This is a genomic window from Microcystis sp. CS-574, assembly GCF_028329095.1.
Classification (GTDB): domain Bacteria; phylum Cyanobacteriota; class Cyanobacteriia; order Cyanobacteriales; family Microcystaceae; genus Microcystis; species Microcystis ichthyoblabe_A.
In genome coordinates this window covers 20,712-38,654 of sequence record NZ_JAQMSY010000196.1, presented here as the reverse complement: position 1 = coordinate 38,654, position 17,943 = coordinate 20,712, and the positions used below count along the sequence as shown (strand labels likewise).

At 37.3% G+C, this 17,943-nt stretch carries 13 protein-coding genes; 12 read left to right on the top strand and 1 reads right to left on the bottom strand.

The features are described from left to right. The first annotated feature begins 14 nt into the window (after positions 1-14). From fni to PN470_RS15805, 10 genes are all read left to right on the top strand, one after another. A complete protein-coding gene (gene fni / locus PN470_RS15850; protein ID WP_052275366.1) occupies positions 15-1,058 on the top strand; it encodes a type 2 isopentenyl-diphosphate Delta-isomerase in 1,044 nt (347 codons plus the stop codon). After that, on the top strand, positions 1,052-1,684 hold the full coding sequence (locus PN470_RS15845; RefSeq protein WP_012267922.1) for a LysR family transcriptional regulator: 633 nt from the start codon (positions 1,052-1,054) through the stop codon (positions 1,682-1,684). The genes fni and PN470_RS15845 overlap by 7 nt, the downstream gene beginning before the upstream one ends. Positions 1,685-1,780: 96 nt before the next feature. Continuing rightward, on the top strand, positions 1,781-2,407 hold the full coding sequence (locus PN470_RS15840; protein WP_052278347.1) for a cupin domain-containing protein: 627 nt from the start codon (positions 1,781-1,783) through the stop codon (positions 2,405-2,407). 48 nt (positions 2,408-2,455) lie between these two features. Then, positions 2,456-3,256, top strand: coding sequence for an SDR family oxidoreductase (locus tag PN470_RS15835; RefSeq protein ID WP_052275367.1), 801 nt, complete (start codon positions 2,456-2,458; stop codon positions 3,254-3,256). Positions 3,257-3,320: 64 nt separating this feature from the next. Continuing rightward, entirely contained in the window at positions 3,321-3,668 is a 348-nt protein-coding gene (locus PN470_RS15830) for a capsular polysaccharide biosynthesis protein (protein ID WP_180995414.1), read from the top strand. A 99-nt stretch (positions 3,669-3,767) separates the two neighbouring features. After that, positions 3,768-7,046 carry a non-ribosomal peptide synthetase gene (locus PN470_RS15825; protein ID WP_103112942.1) on the top strand — a complete coding sequence of 1,093 codons (3,279 nt, stop codon included), beginning with the start codon at positions 3,768-3,770 and terminating at the stop codon, positions 7,044-7,046. 55 nt (positions 7,047-7,101) lie between these two features. Next, a complete protein-coding gene (locus tag PN470_RS15820) occupies positions 7,102-7,878 on the top strand; it encodes an SDR family NAD(P)-dependent oxidoreductase (protein ID WP_103112943.1) in 777 nt (258 codons plus the stop codon). Positions 7,879-7,962: 84 nt separating this feature from the next. Further along, positions 7,963-12,435, top strand: coding sequence for a non-ribosomal peptide synthetase family protein (locus PN470_RS15815; protein ID WP_316577707.1), 4,473 nt, complete (start codon positions 7,963-7,965; stop codon positions 12,433-12,435). Between the two features lie 64 nt (positions 12,436-12,499). Next, positions 12,500-13,108, top strand: a complete 609-nt coding sequence (locus tag PN470_RS15810; protein ID WP_052275371.1) for an acyltransferase — start codon at positions 12,500-12,502, stop codon at positions 13,106-13,108. Between the two features lie 172 nt (positions 13,109-13,280). Next, entirely contained in the window at positions 13,281-15,275 is a 1,995-nt protein-coding gene (locus tag PN470_RS15805) for an ABC transporter ATP-binding protein/permease (RefSeq protein ID WP_103112945.1), read from the top strand. 13 nt (positions 15,276-15,288) lie between these two features. On the opposite strand, the gene PN470_RS15800 is transcribed toward PN470_RS15805, so the two are convergent. Continuing rightward, the gene (locus PN470_RS15800; protein WP_272104778.1) at positions 15,289-15,741 is read right to left on the bottom strand and encodes a porin; all 453 of its coding nucleotides are present in this window, start codon (positions 15,739-15,741) and stop codon (positions 15,289-15,291) included. Positions 15,742-15,896: 155 nt separating this feature from the next. Between PN470_RS15800 and pyrE the strand changes: the two genes are divergently transcribed. Next, on the top strand, positions 15,897-16,484 hold the full coding sequence (pyrE, locus tag PN470_RS15795) for an orotate phosphoribosyltransferase (RefSeq protein ID WP_043997247.1): 588 nt from the start codon (positions 15,897-15,899) through the stop codon (positions 16,482-16,484). 330 nt (positions 16,485-16,814) lie between these two features. Then, positions 16,815-17,933 (top strand): NADH-quinone oxidoreductase subunit NuoH, encoded by a 1,119-nt coding sequence (gene nuoH / locus PN470_RS15790; RefSeq protein WP_272104777.1) that lies wholly within the window; start codon positions 16,815-16,817, stop codon positions 17,931-17,933. Positions 17,934-17,943 lie beyond the last annotated feature (10 nt).

Sequence of the window (17,943 nt, the reverse complement as noted above, 5' to 3'; positions counted from 1 at the left end):
GCTTGATAACAACTATGCCATCACCTAATCTTCCCAGTGAAATTGAAAATCGTAAAAGTGAACATCTGCGAGTTTGTATCGAAAAAGATGTAGAATTTCAACAACTTACAAGCGGTTTAGAAAAATATCGTTTTACCCATTGTTGTCTTCCTGAACTTGACCGTAGCGATATTGAACTGGGGACAACCTTTTTAGGGAAATCTTTAAAAGCTCCAATTCTCATCTCTTCCATGACCGGAGGAACAGAATTAGCCCATTTAGTCAATACTCGATTGGCAACGGTCGCTCAACGCTATGGTTTAGCGATGGGGGTGGGTTCTCAACGCATTGCACTCGAACAACCGGAATTAGCGCCGACCTTTGCAGTCCGTTCTCTGGCGCCGGATATTCTCCTGTTAGCGAATTTAGGGGCTGTACAGTTAAATTACGGCTGCGGTTTAGAAGACTGTTTAAAATTGGTGGAATTATTAGAAGCTGATGCCTTAATTCTGCATCTCAATCCTTTACAAGAATGGGTGCAATCGGGAGGCGATTCTAATTTTAAAGGGTTACTCGCTAAAATTCAGCAAATTTGCGCTCAATTACCCGTTCCTGTCATCGCCAAAGAAGTCGGAAATGGCATCTCTGCGGTGATGGCCAAACAATTAATTGAAGCCGGAGTCGCCGCGATTGATGTGGCGGGAGCCGGAGGCACGTCCTGGGCTAAAGTCGAAAGCCAAAGAGCCAAAGACAACAGACAAAGGCATCTCGGACAAGTTTTTGCCGATTGGGGTTTACCTACGGCTGAATGTATTACCGCCATTCGGTCGATGAATTCAACCATTCCTTTAATTGCTTCTGGGGGCTTAAAAAATGGCTTAGATATTGCCAAATCTATCGCTCTAGGAGCCGATTTAGGAGGGTTGGCTCGTCCGTTTCTCGTAGCAGCGATTGAATCAGAAGCCGCCGTTGATGAGTTGGTAAAATTTTTAATTGCTGAACTTGAAATTGTTTTATTTTGTACCGGAAATCCTAATTTATCCACCCTTAAAAATTCAGGAGCCTTAAAACCATGTTAAAGTTTTCAATGGAATTGTGTTATCCCCAGCTTGATGTCAAAACCTTAAGCGTTGGCACTTTGGGTCCAAAAGAAACCAGTAGTGAACAAACCTTAAATTATCTAATTTCTCAATGGAAATTACAACAGATTTCGGTTAATAGTCATTTATTTGATAGCTTTACAGATTTAAAGGAATCTTTACTCGAAAATCAGATAGATTTGGCGTTAGTCCCCCATGCCTATGAAAAAATTAATGATTTCTATATGGAACCGAGGTTTAAACTAGGTTTTATCTTCACCTATCCCACACCCGTTTACGGATTAGCCAAGCGAAAAAATGAAGAAATCGTTTTAGAAAATTGTACCCTGGTTACTCATCCCGCTCCTCTTCCTTTACTTCCTTATTTATTACCTGGCGACCTGAATCAAAATAAGATTAAAATCAAATTTGTCAATTCTACCAGTGTGGCCGCTATTCAAGTTAAACAAGGGTTGGCAGATTTAGCCATTACCAATGAAAATGCCCTCCGAGAATATGATTTAGAATTTATTTCACAATATGGTAAAATTGAGATGAGTTGGTCTTTATTTCACAAAAAGGAAAACACCATGATTCAAAGTATTTATTTACCTGTGCATACCTAAAAAAGCTCCCTATCCGATGAAAATAGTTGCCTTCATCACAGAAAAATAATTGAGAGTTTAAATTTCAATTTCATTTTGAACTTGTCCCCTAAAATCATGTCTAAATTTTTCCCAATTCCCAAGCCTATTAAACTCAATCCTCATGTAGAATTAGAGGTTTTTCAATGCCAAGATACCATTTTTCAATTATACGTTATAGCTCCTAATGCTAAACTTGAATCCCACCAACATCCTGAAAGTCAAATTGGCATGGTATTCTCAGCAGAACTAGAACTGTATATTAAAGATTTGATTAAACCCTTAAGACCTTTGCAAGATGTTTATATAGCTGATGGCAATATTCCTCATGGTGCTTTTAATCCTTTATCAGAACCGATGATTGGATTTGATCTTAAACGGATTACCTCTGCTTTACCGTCAGAAGATGTTTTATTAACACTATCCAACAACCAAGATAAAATCACTCATTTACCTTGTCAATCTGTTAAGGGTTCTTGGTTTGAAATTGTCATGATGAAAATCCCTTCTGGTTATTCCATTCCCCCACATCAAGGTGAGCAAGAAGAAATCGGATTTATTTTGAATGGAAAATTAGAAATCTCCATAGAAAATGAAGGACAGTTTTTAGAATATGGTCAAATTTATTATGCTCCTTCAAAAGTTTTAAAAAAGGGATATAATTCATCGAAACAAGATATTAATTTGATTAAAATTTTAATTTAGTTCGTTTTATGATTTTAAGTTTAACCTCAAAATGCTAGGACAAAGTTTATGGATTTAGGATTAAAAGATAAAGTGGCTTTGATTACGGGAAGTAGTGCAGGAATTGGGTTTACCATTGCTGAAAAATTAGCAGAAGAAGGCTGTCACTTAATTATTTGTGGTCGCAATTCCCAACGCTTAGAACAAGCTTATCAATCTCTGGCTCAAGCTTATCCTGTCCAAGAAATTCTGCGTTTAGTGGCTGATGTCCATCAAGCTCAAGATTCTGAACAATTAATACAGGACTCTTTAAATCAATATGGCAAAATTGACATTTTAGTCAATAATTCTGAAGGAGCTAACTTTGCTGATAATTTAATTGAAAACCTTTCCGATGAAGATTGGTTAAACGTTTTTCAAGGAAAATTAATGGGTTATATTCGCTTAACCAATTTAGTGTTACCGATTATGAAAAAACAACATTGGGGAAGAATTGTTAATATCATTGGGACATCGGGAAAAGAGCCATCTCCTCGTTTAGTTAAATCGGGTGTTGTCAATGCAGCTTTAATGAATTTTACCAAATCAGTAGCTAGACAAACCGCCCCCTATAATGTTTTAATTAATAGTGTTAACCCCGGCGTTATTGACACCCCTAGACATCGAGAATATTTAGAAATTTATGCCAAAAAGGAGGGAACGACCCCAGATTTAATCCGAGAAGGAATTCTCAGAACAATTCCCATGAATCGAATTGGTACGACTGAAGAATTTGCTAATCTCGTTGTATTTTTAGCTTCAGAATGTGCGAGTTATATAACGGGAATTACTATTCCCCTCGATGGGGGTTTATCCTCATCAGCATTTTAAATTTATATCCATCAAGTAAAAATCAACAACCACAAGGGTCATGAATAGCCAATGTAAATCTCAAATGTTAGACAAATTTGTTCCCTATTATCCGACTAAAGATACTCGTAACTTTCCCATTTTTTCCAGTATTATTAATAAATTTAATATTTGCAGGCTGCAACGCAAATTTAAACAGGAGCTTCAACAACCTTCGGTGATCCTAGTTGATCAAATGGGTAAAGTTGGTTCTGCTAATCCTTATCTTGCTATTAAAAAAACTTTTCCAGAAAAAGCGGTGTATCATGTTCATAATTTAAATCCAGAAATTGTTGCCAAAATTTGGGATAAAATTAATCCTACTAGCGAGGGGGTGGAAGGAACCACAGAGACACAGAGGACACAAAGATCGATCAATCATATTGTAAGTTAAACTTATCACACAGAACCTAGAAGAGCCTTAAAGGTAATTCGTTCTAAGCTTGATTGAAGAAACTCACGCACATTTTTATTTAATCTATTGGGAAAAACAATGGTCACAACTCAACAATCTAGGGTTAGTAAAAAAGATATTGAATCCATTTATCCCCTTTCTCCCATGCAGCAGGGGATGCTATTTCATTCTTTATATAATCCAGAATCAAAGACGTATTTATCACAAATTCAAATCACCTTGCAAGGCAATTTAGATATTAGTGCGTTCCAACAAGCTTGGCAAAAAGTAGTAGATAGACATAGTATTTTACGGACTTGTTTTGCTTGGAAAAAAACCAAACAGCCTTTACAAGTGGTTAGAAAAAATGTCACTTTGCCTTGGTTTAATCAGGATTGGCGATCACATTCTCCCGCCGAACAAGAAACTAAATTTCAGGAATTGTTAATCTCTGATAAAGAGCAATATTTTGAATTAGATAAAGTACCCTTAATTCGATGTCATTTAATTCAAGTCGAAGATCAAAAATATGAATTTATTAATACTGGGCATCATATTTTATTAGATGGTTGGTCAACAGCAATTCTGTTGAAAGAAGTTTTCTATTTTTACGCTGGACTCATCAACTATCGACCCGTCAATTTACCCACACCCCGCCCTTATCAAGACTATATTAATTGGCTACAACAGCAAGATCAAACTGAAGCCGAACGATTTTGGCGAAAAAATCTTCAAGGTTTTACCTCTCCGACCCCATTAGTAGTTGATAAACCCTTAAATCCTCTTGTTACTCAAAGTAAAAATTATCTTGATCAAAAATCAAAACTTTCTCCAGAAATTACCAGTCGTCTGAAATTACTCGCCCAAGAATATCGCCTTACTCTTTCTACCCTAATTCAAGGAGCTTGGGCTTTATTATTGCATCATTATAGTAGTGAATCTGATATTGTATTTGGGGCAACCGTTTCGGGACGACCGCCCAATTTTACTGGGATTGAATCGATGGTGGGGATGTTTTTAAATACCTTACCCGTTCGCATCCAAATTGAGTCTCAACTTGAATTATTAACTTGGTTTCAACAATTACAACAAGAGCATTTAGAACGAGAGCAATATAGTTATAGTTCTCTAATTGATATTCAAAAATGGAGTGAAATTCCCTCCCCTCATTCAGTTTTTGAAAGTTTTGTTGTCTTTGAAAATTTACCCTTTAGCGAAAATGATAGTGATAATTTAGGCGGTTTACAAGTCGGTGAAATGCAAGATTATGGCAATGCTGATTATCCCTTAACGGTTATTGTCACCCCAGGAGAAGCCTTAAGTATTAAAATTATTTATCCTCAAGAACGATTTGAAAATGACACCATTGAACGGATATTAGGTCATTTTAAAACCTTATTAGAAGGAATCGCCATTAATCCCCATCGTCGGATTCAAGACTTACCTTTATTAACGGAAGCTGAACGTCAATTATTATTAATTGAATGGAATCAAACTGCACCCGAAAAACTCCTAAAACAGTGCGTTCATGAATTATTTGAGCAACAAACTCTCAAAACTACTTCAGCCATTGCCGTTGTTTTTCAAGAGCAACAATTAACCTACCAAGAACTGAATGAATCTGCTAATCAATTAGCTCATTATTTACAAAAAATTGGGGTGAGTTTTCAATCCTTAGTCGGGATTTGTTTAGAACGATCTCTTAATATGGTGATTGCCGTTTTAGCGGTGTTAAAAGTAGGCGGTGTTTGTGTTCCCCTAGACCCAACCTATCCTCAAGAAAGACTTTCTTACATCCTGCAAGACACCCAACTTAAATTCTTATTAACTCAAAAAGAGTGTCAATCCCTGTTAAACAGTGAAACCATTTCTCAACGGATTTTATTGGATGAACACGAGTCAGAAATCGCCTTAGAACCCAAGACTAATATTAATATCCCAGTGGGTTTAAACGATTTAGTTTATATTATTTATAGTTCTGGTTCTACAGGTGTGCCCAAAGGGATTATGATCCTGCATCAATCCTTAACCAATATTATTGAGCATCATCAGGCGAAAATGTCACCGGAGAGAAATTTCTTACAATTTGCTCCCTTCAATTTCGATGTTAGCTATCACGAAATGTTTGCAGCCTGGTGTTTAGGAGGAACCTTATTTATTGTTCCAGAAGATGCCCGCTTAGACCTTGCTAAAATAAGTCAATTATTGGCAAATAACCCCATTCATAAAGCGATTTTGCCCGTTACTTTGTTACAACAATTAATTGAAACCTATAGTGAGGAAACCTACTTATTTGCTAACTTGCGTGAAATTATTTCAGCTGGAGAGCAATTACAAATTACTCCAGCGATGATTTCTGCATTCAAGAAACTCGAACATTGTACGCTTTACAATTTTTATGGCCCGACAGAAGCGGATATCGTTACCAGTTATACCTTTGACCCTAATCCTGAGCTTTGGCCGAAGTATATTCCCATTGGTAAACCCGCGATTAATGTGCAAGTTTATATTTTAAATTCCCATCTTCAACCCGTACCTATCGGAGTGACTGGGGAGCTATATGTTGCGGGTGGCGGTTTAGCGCGGGGTTATTTCAACAATCCCCAATTAACCCAAGAAAAATTTATTGCTAATCCCTTTAGCGATAATTCATTGCTGTATAAAACTGGAGATTTAGCTCGTTATTTACCCAATAGAGACATTGAATATTTAGGAAGAATTGATGATGTGGTGAAAGTTAGAGGTTATAGAATTGAATTAGGGGAAGTAGAAACTATTTTAAATCAACATCCTCAAATTGCCCAAGCCCTTGCTACAGTTCAGGGAGAAACCGCCAGAGAAAAATATTTAGCCGCTTATTTTATTCCCCGTCCAGGTGAAACCGTAAACCAAGTTGAATTACGTCATTTCCTTGAAAACTGGCTACCCGATTATATGATTCCCTCTGCTTTTGTGGTGATGGAATCTTTTCAACTCAGTCCTAACGGTAAAGTTGATCGAAAAGTCTTACCAATACCCGATAAAAACCCCTTATCGTTAACTCAAAATTATGTCGCTCCTCGAACTGCAATTGAAGAAGTTTTAGCGGTAATTTGGGCAGAAATTTTAGAAGTCGAACGAGTTGGGATTGAAGACGATTTCTTTCTGTTAGGTGGGCATTCTTTAAAAGCGATTCAACTGATTAGTAAAATCCGTCAAACCTTAGAAATTGAAATTTCTGTGCGTCAACTTTTTAATCACTCAACCATCAGCCAATTAACTCAAGTCATGGTTGAATTAGTGGGGAATGAAGGGTTACTAAATGAAATTGCCGTAACGGTTCAAGAAATTTCTAGACTTTCACCAGAAGAAGTTCAAGCTTTATTATCTCAAAGCTGAACCTAAATGAATTAAACTTTCTATAGTGGACATTGATTTAAACTGAAGGAAAAAAATGACAAATCATCTCTTTGATTTAACAGGTAAAGTTGCAATTATCACGGGTGCTGCCCGAGGAATTGGTCGGGTATTAGCCCAAGGATTAGCACAAGCTGGAGCTAAGGTGGTAATTGGTGATATTAATCAAGTTGGTGCTGAACAAACGGTTCAACTGATTCAAGAAGCAGGAGGCGAAGCCATGGCAATTGAGACCGATGTTCGTCAACGTCAAGCTTGTCAGAATTTAATTAACCAGGCGGTTGCTCATTATGGTCAACTCGATATTATGGTCTGTAATGCAGGAGTTGAAATTCTCAAAAACACTGATGAATTAGAGGAATTTGAATGGGATCAGGTTATTAATGTTGACTTAAAAGGTTATTTTAATTGCGCTCAACTAGCAACCAAACAAATGATCAAACAAGGAACAAAGGGATCAATTATTATGAATTCTTCTATCTGTGCTTTCGTTGCTGTTCCCAAATCTTCAGGAGCATATAGCGCCGCAAAAGGTGGTGTCAATCAATTAGTAAAATCCCTAGCGGTCGAATTAGCTAGTCACAAAATTCGAGTCAATGCTTTTGCACCGGGGTATATGAATAATATGATGGAAGGAACAGAAGGTTTACGTTCAACTTCCGATGAAATGGACGAATTATATACTAGAATTCCCATGAAACGAACCGGAGATTTAGAAGAGTTAATTGGCCCTGTCGTGTTTTTAGCGTCCGCAGCTTCCTCTTATGTAACTGGAGCAATTTTAATGGTAGATGGAGGTTATACTGCTATTTAGCATCAATAATTAAACAATTTTTAGGTTGATTTGTATCCATGAAACCAACCTAAAATCACTAAATTAAATAAATCCTATTAACTCATGTCAAAAATGAACGATAATTCTCAAGACAAACAAAAATTACTGAAGCTATTACTACAAAAAAAAGGAATCGGTTTAAAAACGAATACAATACCGACTAGAAATCCGTCTCAACTTGTACCGCTTTCTTTTTCCCAAGAACGACTTTGGTTTTTGTACCAATTAGAAGCTCAAGGCTATACCTATAATATGGCGTTTCGCTTTCAAATTGAAGGGAATTTGGATATTGATATCTTTAGAAAAGCTTTAGAAACTATTATGCAACGTCATGAATTGTTGCGAACTTGTTTTCAAGAAGTTGACGAAATTCCCCGACAAATTATTAAACCGAAAATTCAGTTAAATTTGCCTTTAGTGGATTTACAGTCCTTATCTTCTAGGGAACAAACTCAAGAATTAGAGCGATTAACTGAACAAGAAATTTATACTCCCTTTGACTTAACCCAAGCTCCTTTAATGCGGACTTTTTTGGTTAAATTAAAAGCTGACTCTTATCTTTTATTTTTGAGTTTACACCATTCTATTTTTGATGGCTGGTCAATGAAAGTTTTACTACAAGAACTTTCTCATTTATATGAAGCTTTTTTACAAAAACAATCTAATCCTTTACCCGATTTACCTATTCAATATGGTGATTTTGCCGTTTGGCAAAGACAACAGTTACAAGGAGATAAACTCACCCAGGAAGTTAATTATTGGCAACAACAATTAACCGGAATTCCACCCTTATTAGAAATTCCCACTGATCATCCTCGTCCTCCCATACAAACGTTTAAAGGCAATAATTGTACATTTAAACTAAGTCCAGAATTAAGCCAACACCTGAAAAATATTAGCCAAACGTCAACCGCTACTTTGAATATGACGCTGTTAACGGCGTTTAATGTTTTATTATATCGCTATAGCCGTCAAGAAGATATTGTGATTGGGATTCCCAGTGGCAATCGACATTTTCCTGAAATTGAACCCTTAATTGGTTGCTTTGTTAATACCTTACCCATTCGGACTCAGTTTAAAGAAAATCTCTCATTTCAAGCTTTATTAAATCAAGTTAAACAAGCATTTTTAGAAGCTTATGAACATCAAGATTTACCCTTAGAAAAGGTGGTGGAAGTGGTAAATCCTGAACGAAATATAAGTTATAGTCCTTTATTTCAAGTGATGTTTTCTTGGGAAGATATGCTGCACATTAATCATTTTTCGATGGCGGATTTAAAATTAACTCCCGTTACGATGAATGCTTTAATTGCTCAATTTGATTTAACCTTAGCCATGCAAGAAACGGCGGAGGGTTTAGTCGGCTCTTTTGATTATAATTGCGCGTTGTTTAATCAAGACACGATTGAACGCATGATTACCCACTTTCAAACCTTGTTAGAAGGAATTGCCATTAATCCTGAACAATCGATTGAATTATTACCTATTTTACCTTTATCAGAACAAAAGTTATTAGCTCAATGGAATCAGACTAATATTGCTGAAAATCCAAAGGTTTGTATTCATGAATTATTTGAACATCAAGTTTTAAAAAATCCAAATGGGATCGCAATAGAATGGTGCAGGGAAAAAATCACCTATCAAGACTTAAATTATCGTGCCAATCAATTAGCTCATTATCTCCAATCTAAGGGGGTTAAAGTTGAATCGTTAGTGGGAATTTGTTTAGAACAATCTGTATCTATTATTATCAGTTTTTTGGCAATTCTTAAAGTGGGTGGTACTTATCTTGTTCTAGCTCCCAATTATCCCCAAGAGCGTTTAAACTATATCTTAAATGATGCTCAAGTCTCGGTATTAATCACTCAAAATACCTTCGTTAATTTATTCCGTGATCATCAAGCAGAAGTGGTTTGTCTGGATACTGAAGAAAGCTCAATTGCTAGTCAAAGCAAAAACAATTTAGTTAACCCTATTCAGCCAAATAATTTAGCTTATATTATTTATACCTCTGGTTCAACAGGCACTCCTAAAGGGGTTATGATTGAACATCAAAGTTTAGTTAATCATAGTTTAGGAATCATTAAAGTCTATGATTTAACAAGTCGTGATCGAATTTTACAATTTGCTTCTTTTACCTTTGATGTAGCTGCTGAAGAAATTTATCCAACTTTTTTAACGGGTGCAACTTTAGTTATGCGTCCTGCATTAATGTTCCCTTCTTTAGCTGATTTTACTCAATTTATTCAGCAAAAGTGTTTAACAGTCATTAATCTTCCGGCTACTTATTGGCATGAATGGGTATTAGATTTATCTCAAACTTTAATAACCTTACCTGAAACCCTACGCTTAGTGATTACAGGAAGTGAAGAAGTATTACCAGAGCGATTAATATTATGGCAAAAAATACTATCAAATAGTCAACGAGAAGATATCACTTGGTTGAATGCTTATGGTCCGACAGAAGCGACGATAACCAGCACAGTTTTTAATCCCAATTTCATTCATAAAATTGCTCAAATTCATTCTGTTGCCATTGGTAAACCGATTACAAATACACAGGTTTATATTTGTGATCGCTATTTGCAACAAGTCCCCATTGGAATACCAGGAGAACTGTTAATTGGAGGTTTAGGTTTGGCCAAAGGTTATCTCAATCGCGATGATTTAACCCGTGAAAAATTTATTACTCATGCTTTTAATTCATCAGAATATCAACGTTTCTATAAAACTGGAGATTTAGCTCGTTATTTACCCGATGGAAATATAGAGTTTTTAGGACGCATTGATAATCAAGTTAAAATTCGAGGGTTTCGTATTGAAATTGGCGAAATTGAAGCCGTATTAACTGAATACCCAGATGTCCGAGCGACGGCGGTAATTGTTCGAGAAGATCAAACAAATAATAAACAATTAGTGGCTTATATTGTGACAAAATATCCATCCATTGATCCTGCAAAATTGCGGAGTTTTCTTAAACAGAAATTACCAGATTATATGATTCCAGCTTTCTTTGTACAGCTTCAAGAATTGCCCTTAATGAGCAGTGGGAAAATTGATCGTAACGCTTTACCCGCACCCACCGAAAGTCAGTATCAAAAAACGATGATTACACCCCGAACAGCTACGGAAAAAATTGTTGCTGAGATTTGGCAAGATGTTTTAGGGTTAAAGCAAATTAGTATTTTCGATAATTTCTTTGACTTAGGTGGTCATTCTTTAAAAGCTGCCCAAGTGATTTCTCGACTGCGAGAACAATTAGCTATTAATATTCCTTTAAACTATCTTTTTTCAGAACCGACGGTAGCAGGATTATCCTCTAATTTAGACTTGAATTTATCTGATACAATTGAGAGTGATCAAATCCCAGATTGGCAAGTCGAAATTGCCCTAGATCCCACCATTCAACCGCCGAATATTCTGACTTTCTTTCCTCAGAAACCTGCTGATATTTTGCTAACAGGAGCTACGGGTTTTCTCGGAATTCATTTATTAGCTGAATTGTTGGACAAAACAGAAGCTAATATTCATTGTTTAATTCGAGACAAAAGTTTAGAACAAGCTCAAGCGAAAATTTACCAGAAATTAAAAACCTTTCAATTATGGGATGAACAGAAAAGCTCTCGTATTATTCCTGTTATTGGTGATTTATCCCAAAAACGTTTAGGAATGTGTGAACCTGATTTTCTGGAATTAGCCAATCAAATTGATGTGATTTATCATAATGGAGCTTGGGTTAATGCAATTTATCCCTATTCAATACTGAAACCCACTAATGTTTTAGGAACAGCAGAAATCTTGAGATTAGCCTGCTTAATTAAAACCAAACCTGTCCATTTTGTCTCGACGATTTCTGTTTTTTCCCCCAGTTATGCTCAAGGAAACTTAATTCAAGAATCTGATCCCCTGGGTATAAATCATGGACTCAATGCCGGTTATACTCAAAGTAAATGGGTCGCTGAAAAATTAATCATGGAAGCTGGAAAACGGGGACTTCCGATGACAATTTTCAGAGCATCTCGAATTATTGGACATAGTAAAACTGGAATTTGTAATAGAGAAGATTTGTTTTGTCGTATGATTAAAGGCTGTATTCAATTAGGAATGATTCCTGATTTTGGCGATAGTACAGAAGACCTCACTCCTGTGGATTATGTGAGTGGTGCAATTATACATTTAGCCAGTCAAGAAAGCTCTTTAGGGAAAGCATTTCATTTGTTGAATTCTCACCCAACCTTAAATCGTGACTTATTTGATTGTGTTCGGGAAATGGGTTATCCGTTGCAGTTGGTTTCTTTTGAAAAATGGCGATCACATTTAACAGAACAATGTAAAATTAATACAGATAATGCTTTATCTCCGGTGTTAGATAATTTTTCAGATGAAAATTTATCCGCAGGTTATCCCCCCCAGTTTGATGCTCAAAATACGGTAATGGGGTTAAAGGGTACGGCCTTTAATTTTCCCCCGATTGATCACAAATTGTTAAAAAAATATTTTGAATATTTTACTAAAAGTGGGTTTTTAACACAATAAATGTCGATTTTATCACACCTCTAAATTCAAAAATCCAGATCATGAATTCCACGAGTTCAATCTTATGTTTAACTTAAAACATAAATTATATTTATTAATTTCAAAATTTTTAGAAGAACAAGAACGGATCGAAAAACATAAAAAACTTTCCGACAATGCTACATTTCACAGTTCCGTCAAATTTATCGGAAAGTGTATAAACTATAGGGAGGATAAAACTCTAATTCAAATTGGAGAGAATACAGTAATTATCGGAGAATTAGCTATATTTCCTTATGGTGGAAAAATAGAAATAGGGAGAAATTGTTATATTGGTGAAGGAACTCGAATTAGATCAGCTACTTCTATCAAAATTGGAAACGAAGTTATAATTTCCGATGATGTCAGTATTTATGATACCGATGCTCATTCATTAAATTATGTTTTAAGACAGAAAGAATTTATGGAAGTACTCATTTTGAATAATCTGATTAAGGATGCTGAGGATGTTGATATACAATCTGCACCCGTGGTGATAGAAGATCATGTTTGGATTGGATTTAATGTTGCGATTCTTAAAAGGGTTAGGATTGGGAAAGGAGCAATTATTGGAGCAGGTTCTGTGGTGACACAAGATGTAGAACCTTTTACCATCGTTGCAGGTAATCCTGCCAAAATTATCAAACGATTATGAATCTGATTCAATTCGGTTAATATTCATTCCTGATCTGTAGAAAATCCAGAAAATAGTAATAATATAATTTCTGATAACAATGCAGATTTTTATGGTATGCTGAATTAATGTCTAACTCAAGAGATAGACATTCAAAGTTATAATGTCACCATTTTAGCCCAAGGAGAATCCTATGAATGTTGCAGAAAAAACCTCAGATAGTATAAATCTCAAAGAAGATACCCGAACTTTCAATCAATCTCTTCAAGAATTTTTAAGATTTATTCAAGTTTATTGGTATCCGAAAGAACACCAGGATAGAGCTTTTTCGCAGATTATTCGTTCCTGGGGAATGCTCGTTTTATTGTTTTTATTATTAGTGGGATTAGTAGGTCTTAATGCGTTTAATAGTTTTGTTTTTAGAGACTTAATTACCTTCACAGAAGCTAGGGATGTAGAAAAATTAACTCATCTTGTCATTATTTATGGGATTACCCTAGGCAGCATGACGTTTTTCGGAGGATTGTCCAAGTTTCTTAAACAACTAATTGCGCTGGATTGGTATCAATGGATCAATAGTAGTATCTTGCAAAAATATTTTAAAAATCGTGCTTATTATCAAATTAATTTTAAAGGGGATATTGAAAATCCAGATCAACGTTTATCCCAAGAAATTCAACCCATTGCCAGAACAACGATGGACTTTTTAACAACCTGCGTCGAAAAACTCATGGAGATGATGGTTTTTATTGTCATCCTTTGGTCAATTTCTAGAACCATTTCTATAGTGCTTTTGGTTTATACGATTATTGGAAATATTCTTGCTACCTATATTACTCAACAATTAAATAAAGTCAGTAAACAACAATTAGAAACCGAAGGAACCTATAAATACGCCATTACTCATGTTCGGACTCACGCCGAATCAATTGCATTTTTTAGAGGGGAAGAAAAAGAGTTAAATATTATTCAAAGGAAGTTCAATCAGGTGATTAAAATTATAATTGAAAAAATTAATTGGGAAAGAAACCAAGAATTTTTTAACCGCGGCTATGAATCCATTGTTCAAATCTTCCCCTTCTTAATTGTCTCCCCATTATATATTAGTGGTAGAATTGAGTTTGGACAAGTTAACCAAGCCAGCTATTGTTGCTATTTCTTTTCCACAGCCTTATCCGTGTTAGTCGATGAATTTGGACGCTCCGGTGAGTTTATTAATTATATTGAACGTTTAGAAGATTTTTCCCAAGCTTTAGAGGGTGTAAGCGAACAAACCAACCCAGTTAATACCATTCAAGTCATTGAAGATAACAATCTAACTTTTGAGGATGTCACCTTACAAACTCCCGATGCCGCTAAAGTGATTGTCGAACATTTATCCCTATCCGTTGAACCAGGGAAAGGTTTATTAATTGTTGGGCCAAGTGGTCGAGGAAAAAGTTCTCTTTTACGCGCTATTTCTGGGTTATGGAATACAGGGACAGGTCATTTGATGCGACCTCCCCTCGACGATTTATTATTTTTACCCCAACGTCCTTATATCATTTTAGGAAACTTGCGCGAACAGCTAATTTATCCTCAAACGACAACGGAGATGAGTGAATCCCAATTAAAAGAAATCTTACAAGAAGTTAACCTGCAAGATGTTCTTAATCGCATCAAAAATTTTGATGAGGAAGTGGATTGGGAAAATATTTTATCTTTAGGAGAACAACAGCGTCTAGCCTTTGCGCGACTATTCGTTAATCAGCCAGATTTTGTGATTTTAGATGAAGCCACCAGTGCTTTAGATTTAAAAAATGAAGATCATTTATATAAACAGTTACAACAAACTGGCAAGACCTTTATTAGTGTCGGACATCGAGAAAGTTTGTTTAACTATCATCAAAGGGTTTTGGAACTTTCCGAGGATTCTACTTGGCGTTTAATGAGAATGGCAGACTATCATCCATCAGCAGTGATTGCAACTCATTCTAACAATGACCAAACCGTTGATGAAACGATAGAAATTGTCTCTGAAATTAACAATCAAGACAATTTTACCCATCAAGAAATGCAAAAACTGACCAACTATAGCTTAAGTACCATCAAAAATAAAGCCAGTCGAGGTCAAATAATTGTTGCCAATGATGGCATGAGCTATCGTTATGACAAAACCCTTGATATTGCCAAATGGGTGAGAGTTTAGCTTCTCAGGGGGATTAAAATCCCCCTGGACTTAAATAACTGGGATTTTCCTGTAGGGAAGTATCGAAGGGATTAGGTAAATCTTGGGTGCGAATTAAAGGGCCAGACTGTTGCTGCTGCATGACATCATAGTATAAAGTTTCGGTCAATTTAGCATCCCTAGTAATCAGATTATCGAAATAGGAACCTTGGGGAAAAGTACGCCAACCAAAAAGAGAGTTTAACTGTCCTAAAATGTTGGTGTAGTCGTAGAAACGACCCGTATTGTTATTAACAGCGCGGTTAAACAAACCGGGGATATTATTAAATCCTACCGCCGTATCGGGAGAGGGGACAAGTTGCAATTGTTGGGTTTTTACCGGTGCAGGATTGGTGGCGGGTGAACTTTCGGCGATCGCAATAGGCGAACTCAACCAGACTAAACCGGTTAAACAAAACAGGGAAGGAAGTAAAAACTTAGCGCGCATGGGTAAAAATCTCCTCACAGGGATAGGGTTAATTAAAAAATTGCTTCAATGGGATGAGAAAGAAATCAATACTAGCGATCGAGTCAATATATAATGACTTTTGGCTTAATTGTAACTGAAATTTTGGAGTCAGTCAGGCTCCCAATCCTGAAAATATGGCTAATTCCTCGGTGGCGAATCTCGATACTGCTTCCCTGCGTCAATTTCTCCTCGATGCTCTTGTCCGTCTTGCCTATGGAGAGGGAGATTTCACCCTGTCTTCAGGACAAAAAAGCAGCTACTATATCAACGGTAAACAAGTTACCCTCAATGCTGAGGGAGCTTTAGCCGTGGGGCGTTTATTGCTGTCCCTACTGCCTCCAGATACCCAAGCGGTGGCAGGATTAACCCTAGGCGCGGATCCGATTGTCAGTGCCGTTATTGTGGTATCTGCCTACGAAAATCGCCCGATTCCAGCTTTAATCGTCCGTAAAGAGGCAAAAGGTCACGGTACTATGGCTTATATCGAGGGGCCGACTTTAAACCCCGGTGCCGCGGTGGTTGTCCTCGAAGATGTGGTGACAACGGGGAAAAGTGCCATGGTAGCGGTAGAAAGATTACGCAATGCGGGTTATCAAGTAGATTTAATCATTGCTTTGGTGGATAGAGAACAAGGAGGGGCGGAATTTTACCAATCTCAGGGAATACAGTTTCAAGCTTTGTTTTCGATTCGGGATCTACAGGCGGCTTATCAGAAAAAATAGCCGCGATTGGCGAGAAACGCTCGATAACTGGGTTTTAACAGTGGGTAAAACTTAGCTGTATTTTTTTCCTGTGAATAATTGGTAACTAACTGAGGTTGTCGGCGCTAAGAAACAGATGAGAACATTGATAGATTCAGAGTCTAACTATTGACTAATACCTATTCTCGGACGGGGAATCAAGATTGCTTGACTCTCTTGGCTGCTAATGAGTTGAAGCCTTTGTCACTTTACTGATAACCCTCAGACCGACTAACTGTATACTAGGCTATAAGATTTGCTTAAAAATCTTCAGACCATGCCGAACTATTGACAGTACAGCGATCGCCAAATATGAATCAAGGCATAGATTTACAAGAAAGTTTCATTAAATCCCTAACAGACTTGGGATTAAGTGGAGGACTGGCTAAAGCGATTTGGATGCCTTTACCCATGTTCCTGATGATTATTGCCGCCACAGTGGGGGTTTTAGTCTGCGTCTGGTTAGAAAGGAAAATTTCCGCCGCCGTCCAACAGCGTATCGGGCCGGAATACGCAGGCCCCTTGGGCGTTTTACAACCGGTCGCCGACGGTCTGAAATTAGTCTTTAAAGAAGATGTCGTCCCCGCTAAGGCTGACCCCTGGTTATTCCTCTTTGGGCCGATTTTGGTGGTGATGCCGGTGTTTGTCTCCTACCTCATCGTCCCCTTCGGTCAAAATCTGGTGATTACTGACCTAAACGTGGGTATCTTTTTATGGATTTCCTTGTCCAGTATTGCCCCCATTGGTTTATTAATGGCGGGTTATGCCTCGAATAATAAGTATTCCTTGCTGGGAGGCCTGCGGGCGGCGGCGCAATCGATTAGTTATGAAATTCCCTTGGCTTTATCGGTATTAGCGATTGTGATGATGTCTAATAGTCTCAGTACCATTGATATTGTCGAACAACAATCCGGTTATGGCATTTTAGGCTGGAATATCTGGCGCCAACCGGTGGGTTTTCTGATTTTCTGGATTGCCGCTTTAGCTGAGTGTGAACGTCTGCCTTTCGATTTACCAGAAGCGGAGGAGGAATTAGTCGCCGGTTATCAAACCGAATACGCGGGGATGAAATTCGCTCTCTTTTATGTGGGTTCCTACGTTAACCTCGTGCTGTCGGCCCTAGTTTTCGCCGTCCTCTATCTTGGTGGTTGGGAATTTCCTATCCCCGTCAATGCTGTGGCCGGCTGGTTGGGAGTTAGTGAAACCAATCCTTGGCTACAAATTATCACCGCTTCCCTAGGGATTACGATGACGGTATTAAAAGCCTATTTTCTCATCTTCATCGCTATTCTCTTGCGTTGGACTGTACCCCGGGTTCGCATTGACCAATTACTCGATTTAGGCTGGAAATTCCTCCTACCGGTATCTTTAGTTAACCTACTACTTACCGCCGCCCTAAAACTAGCTTTTCCCTTTGCTTTTGGCGGTTAATTCCCGTTTT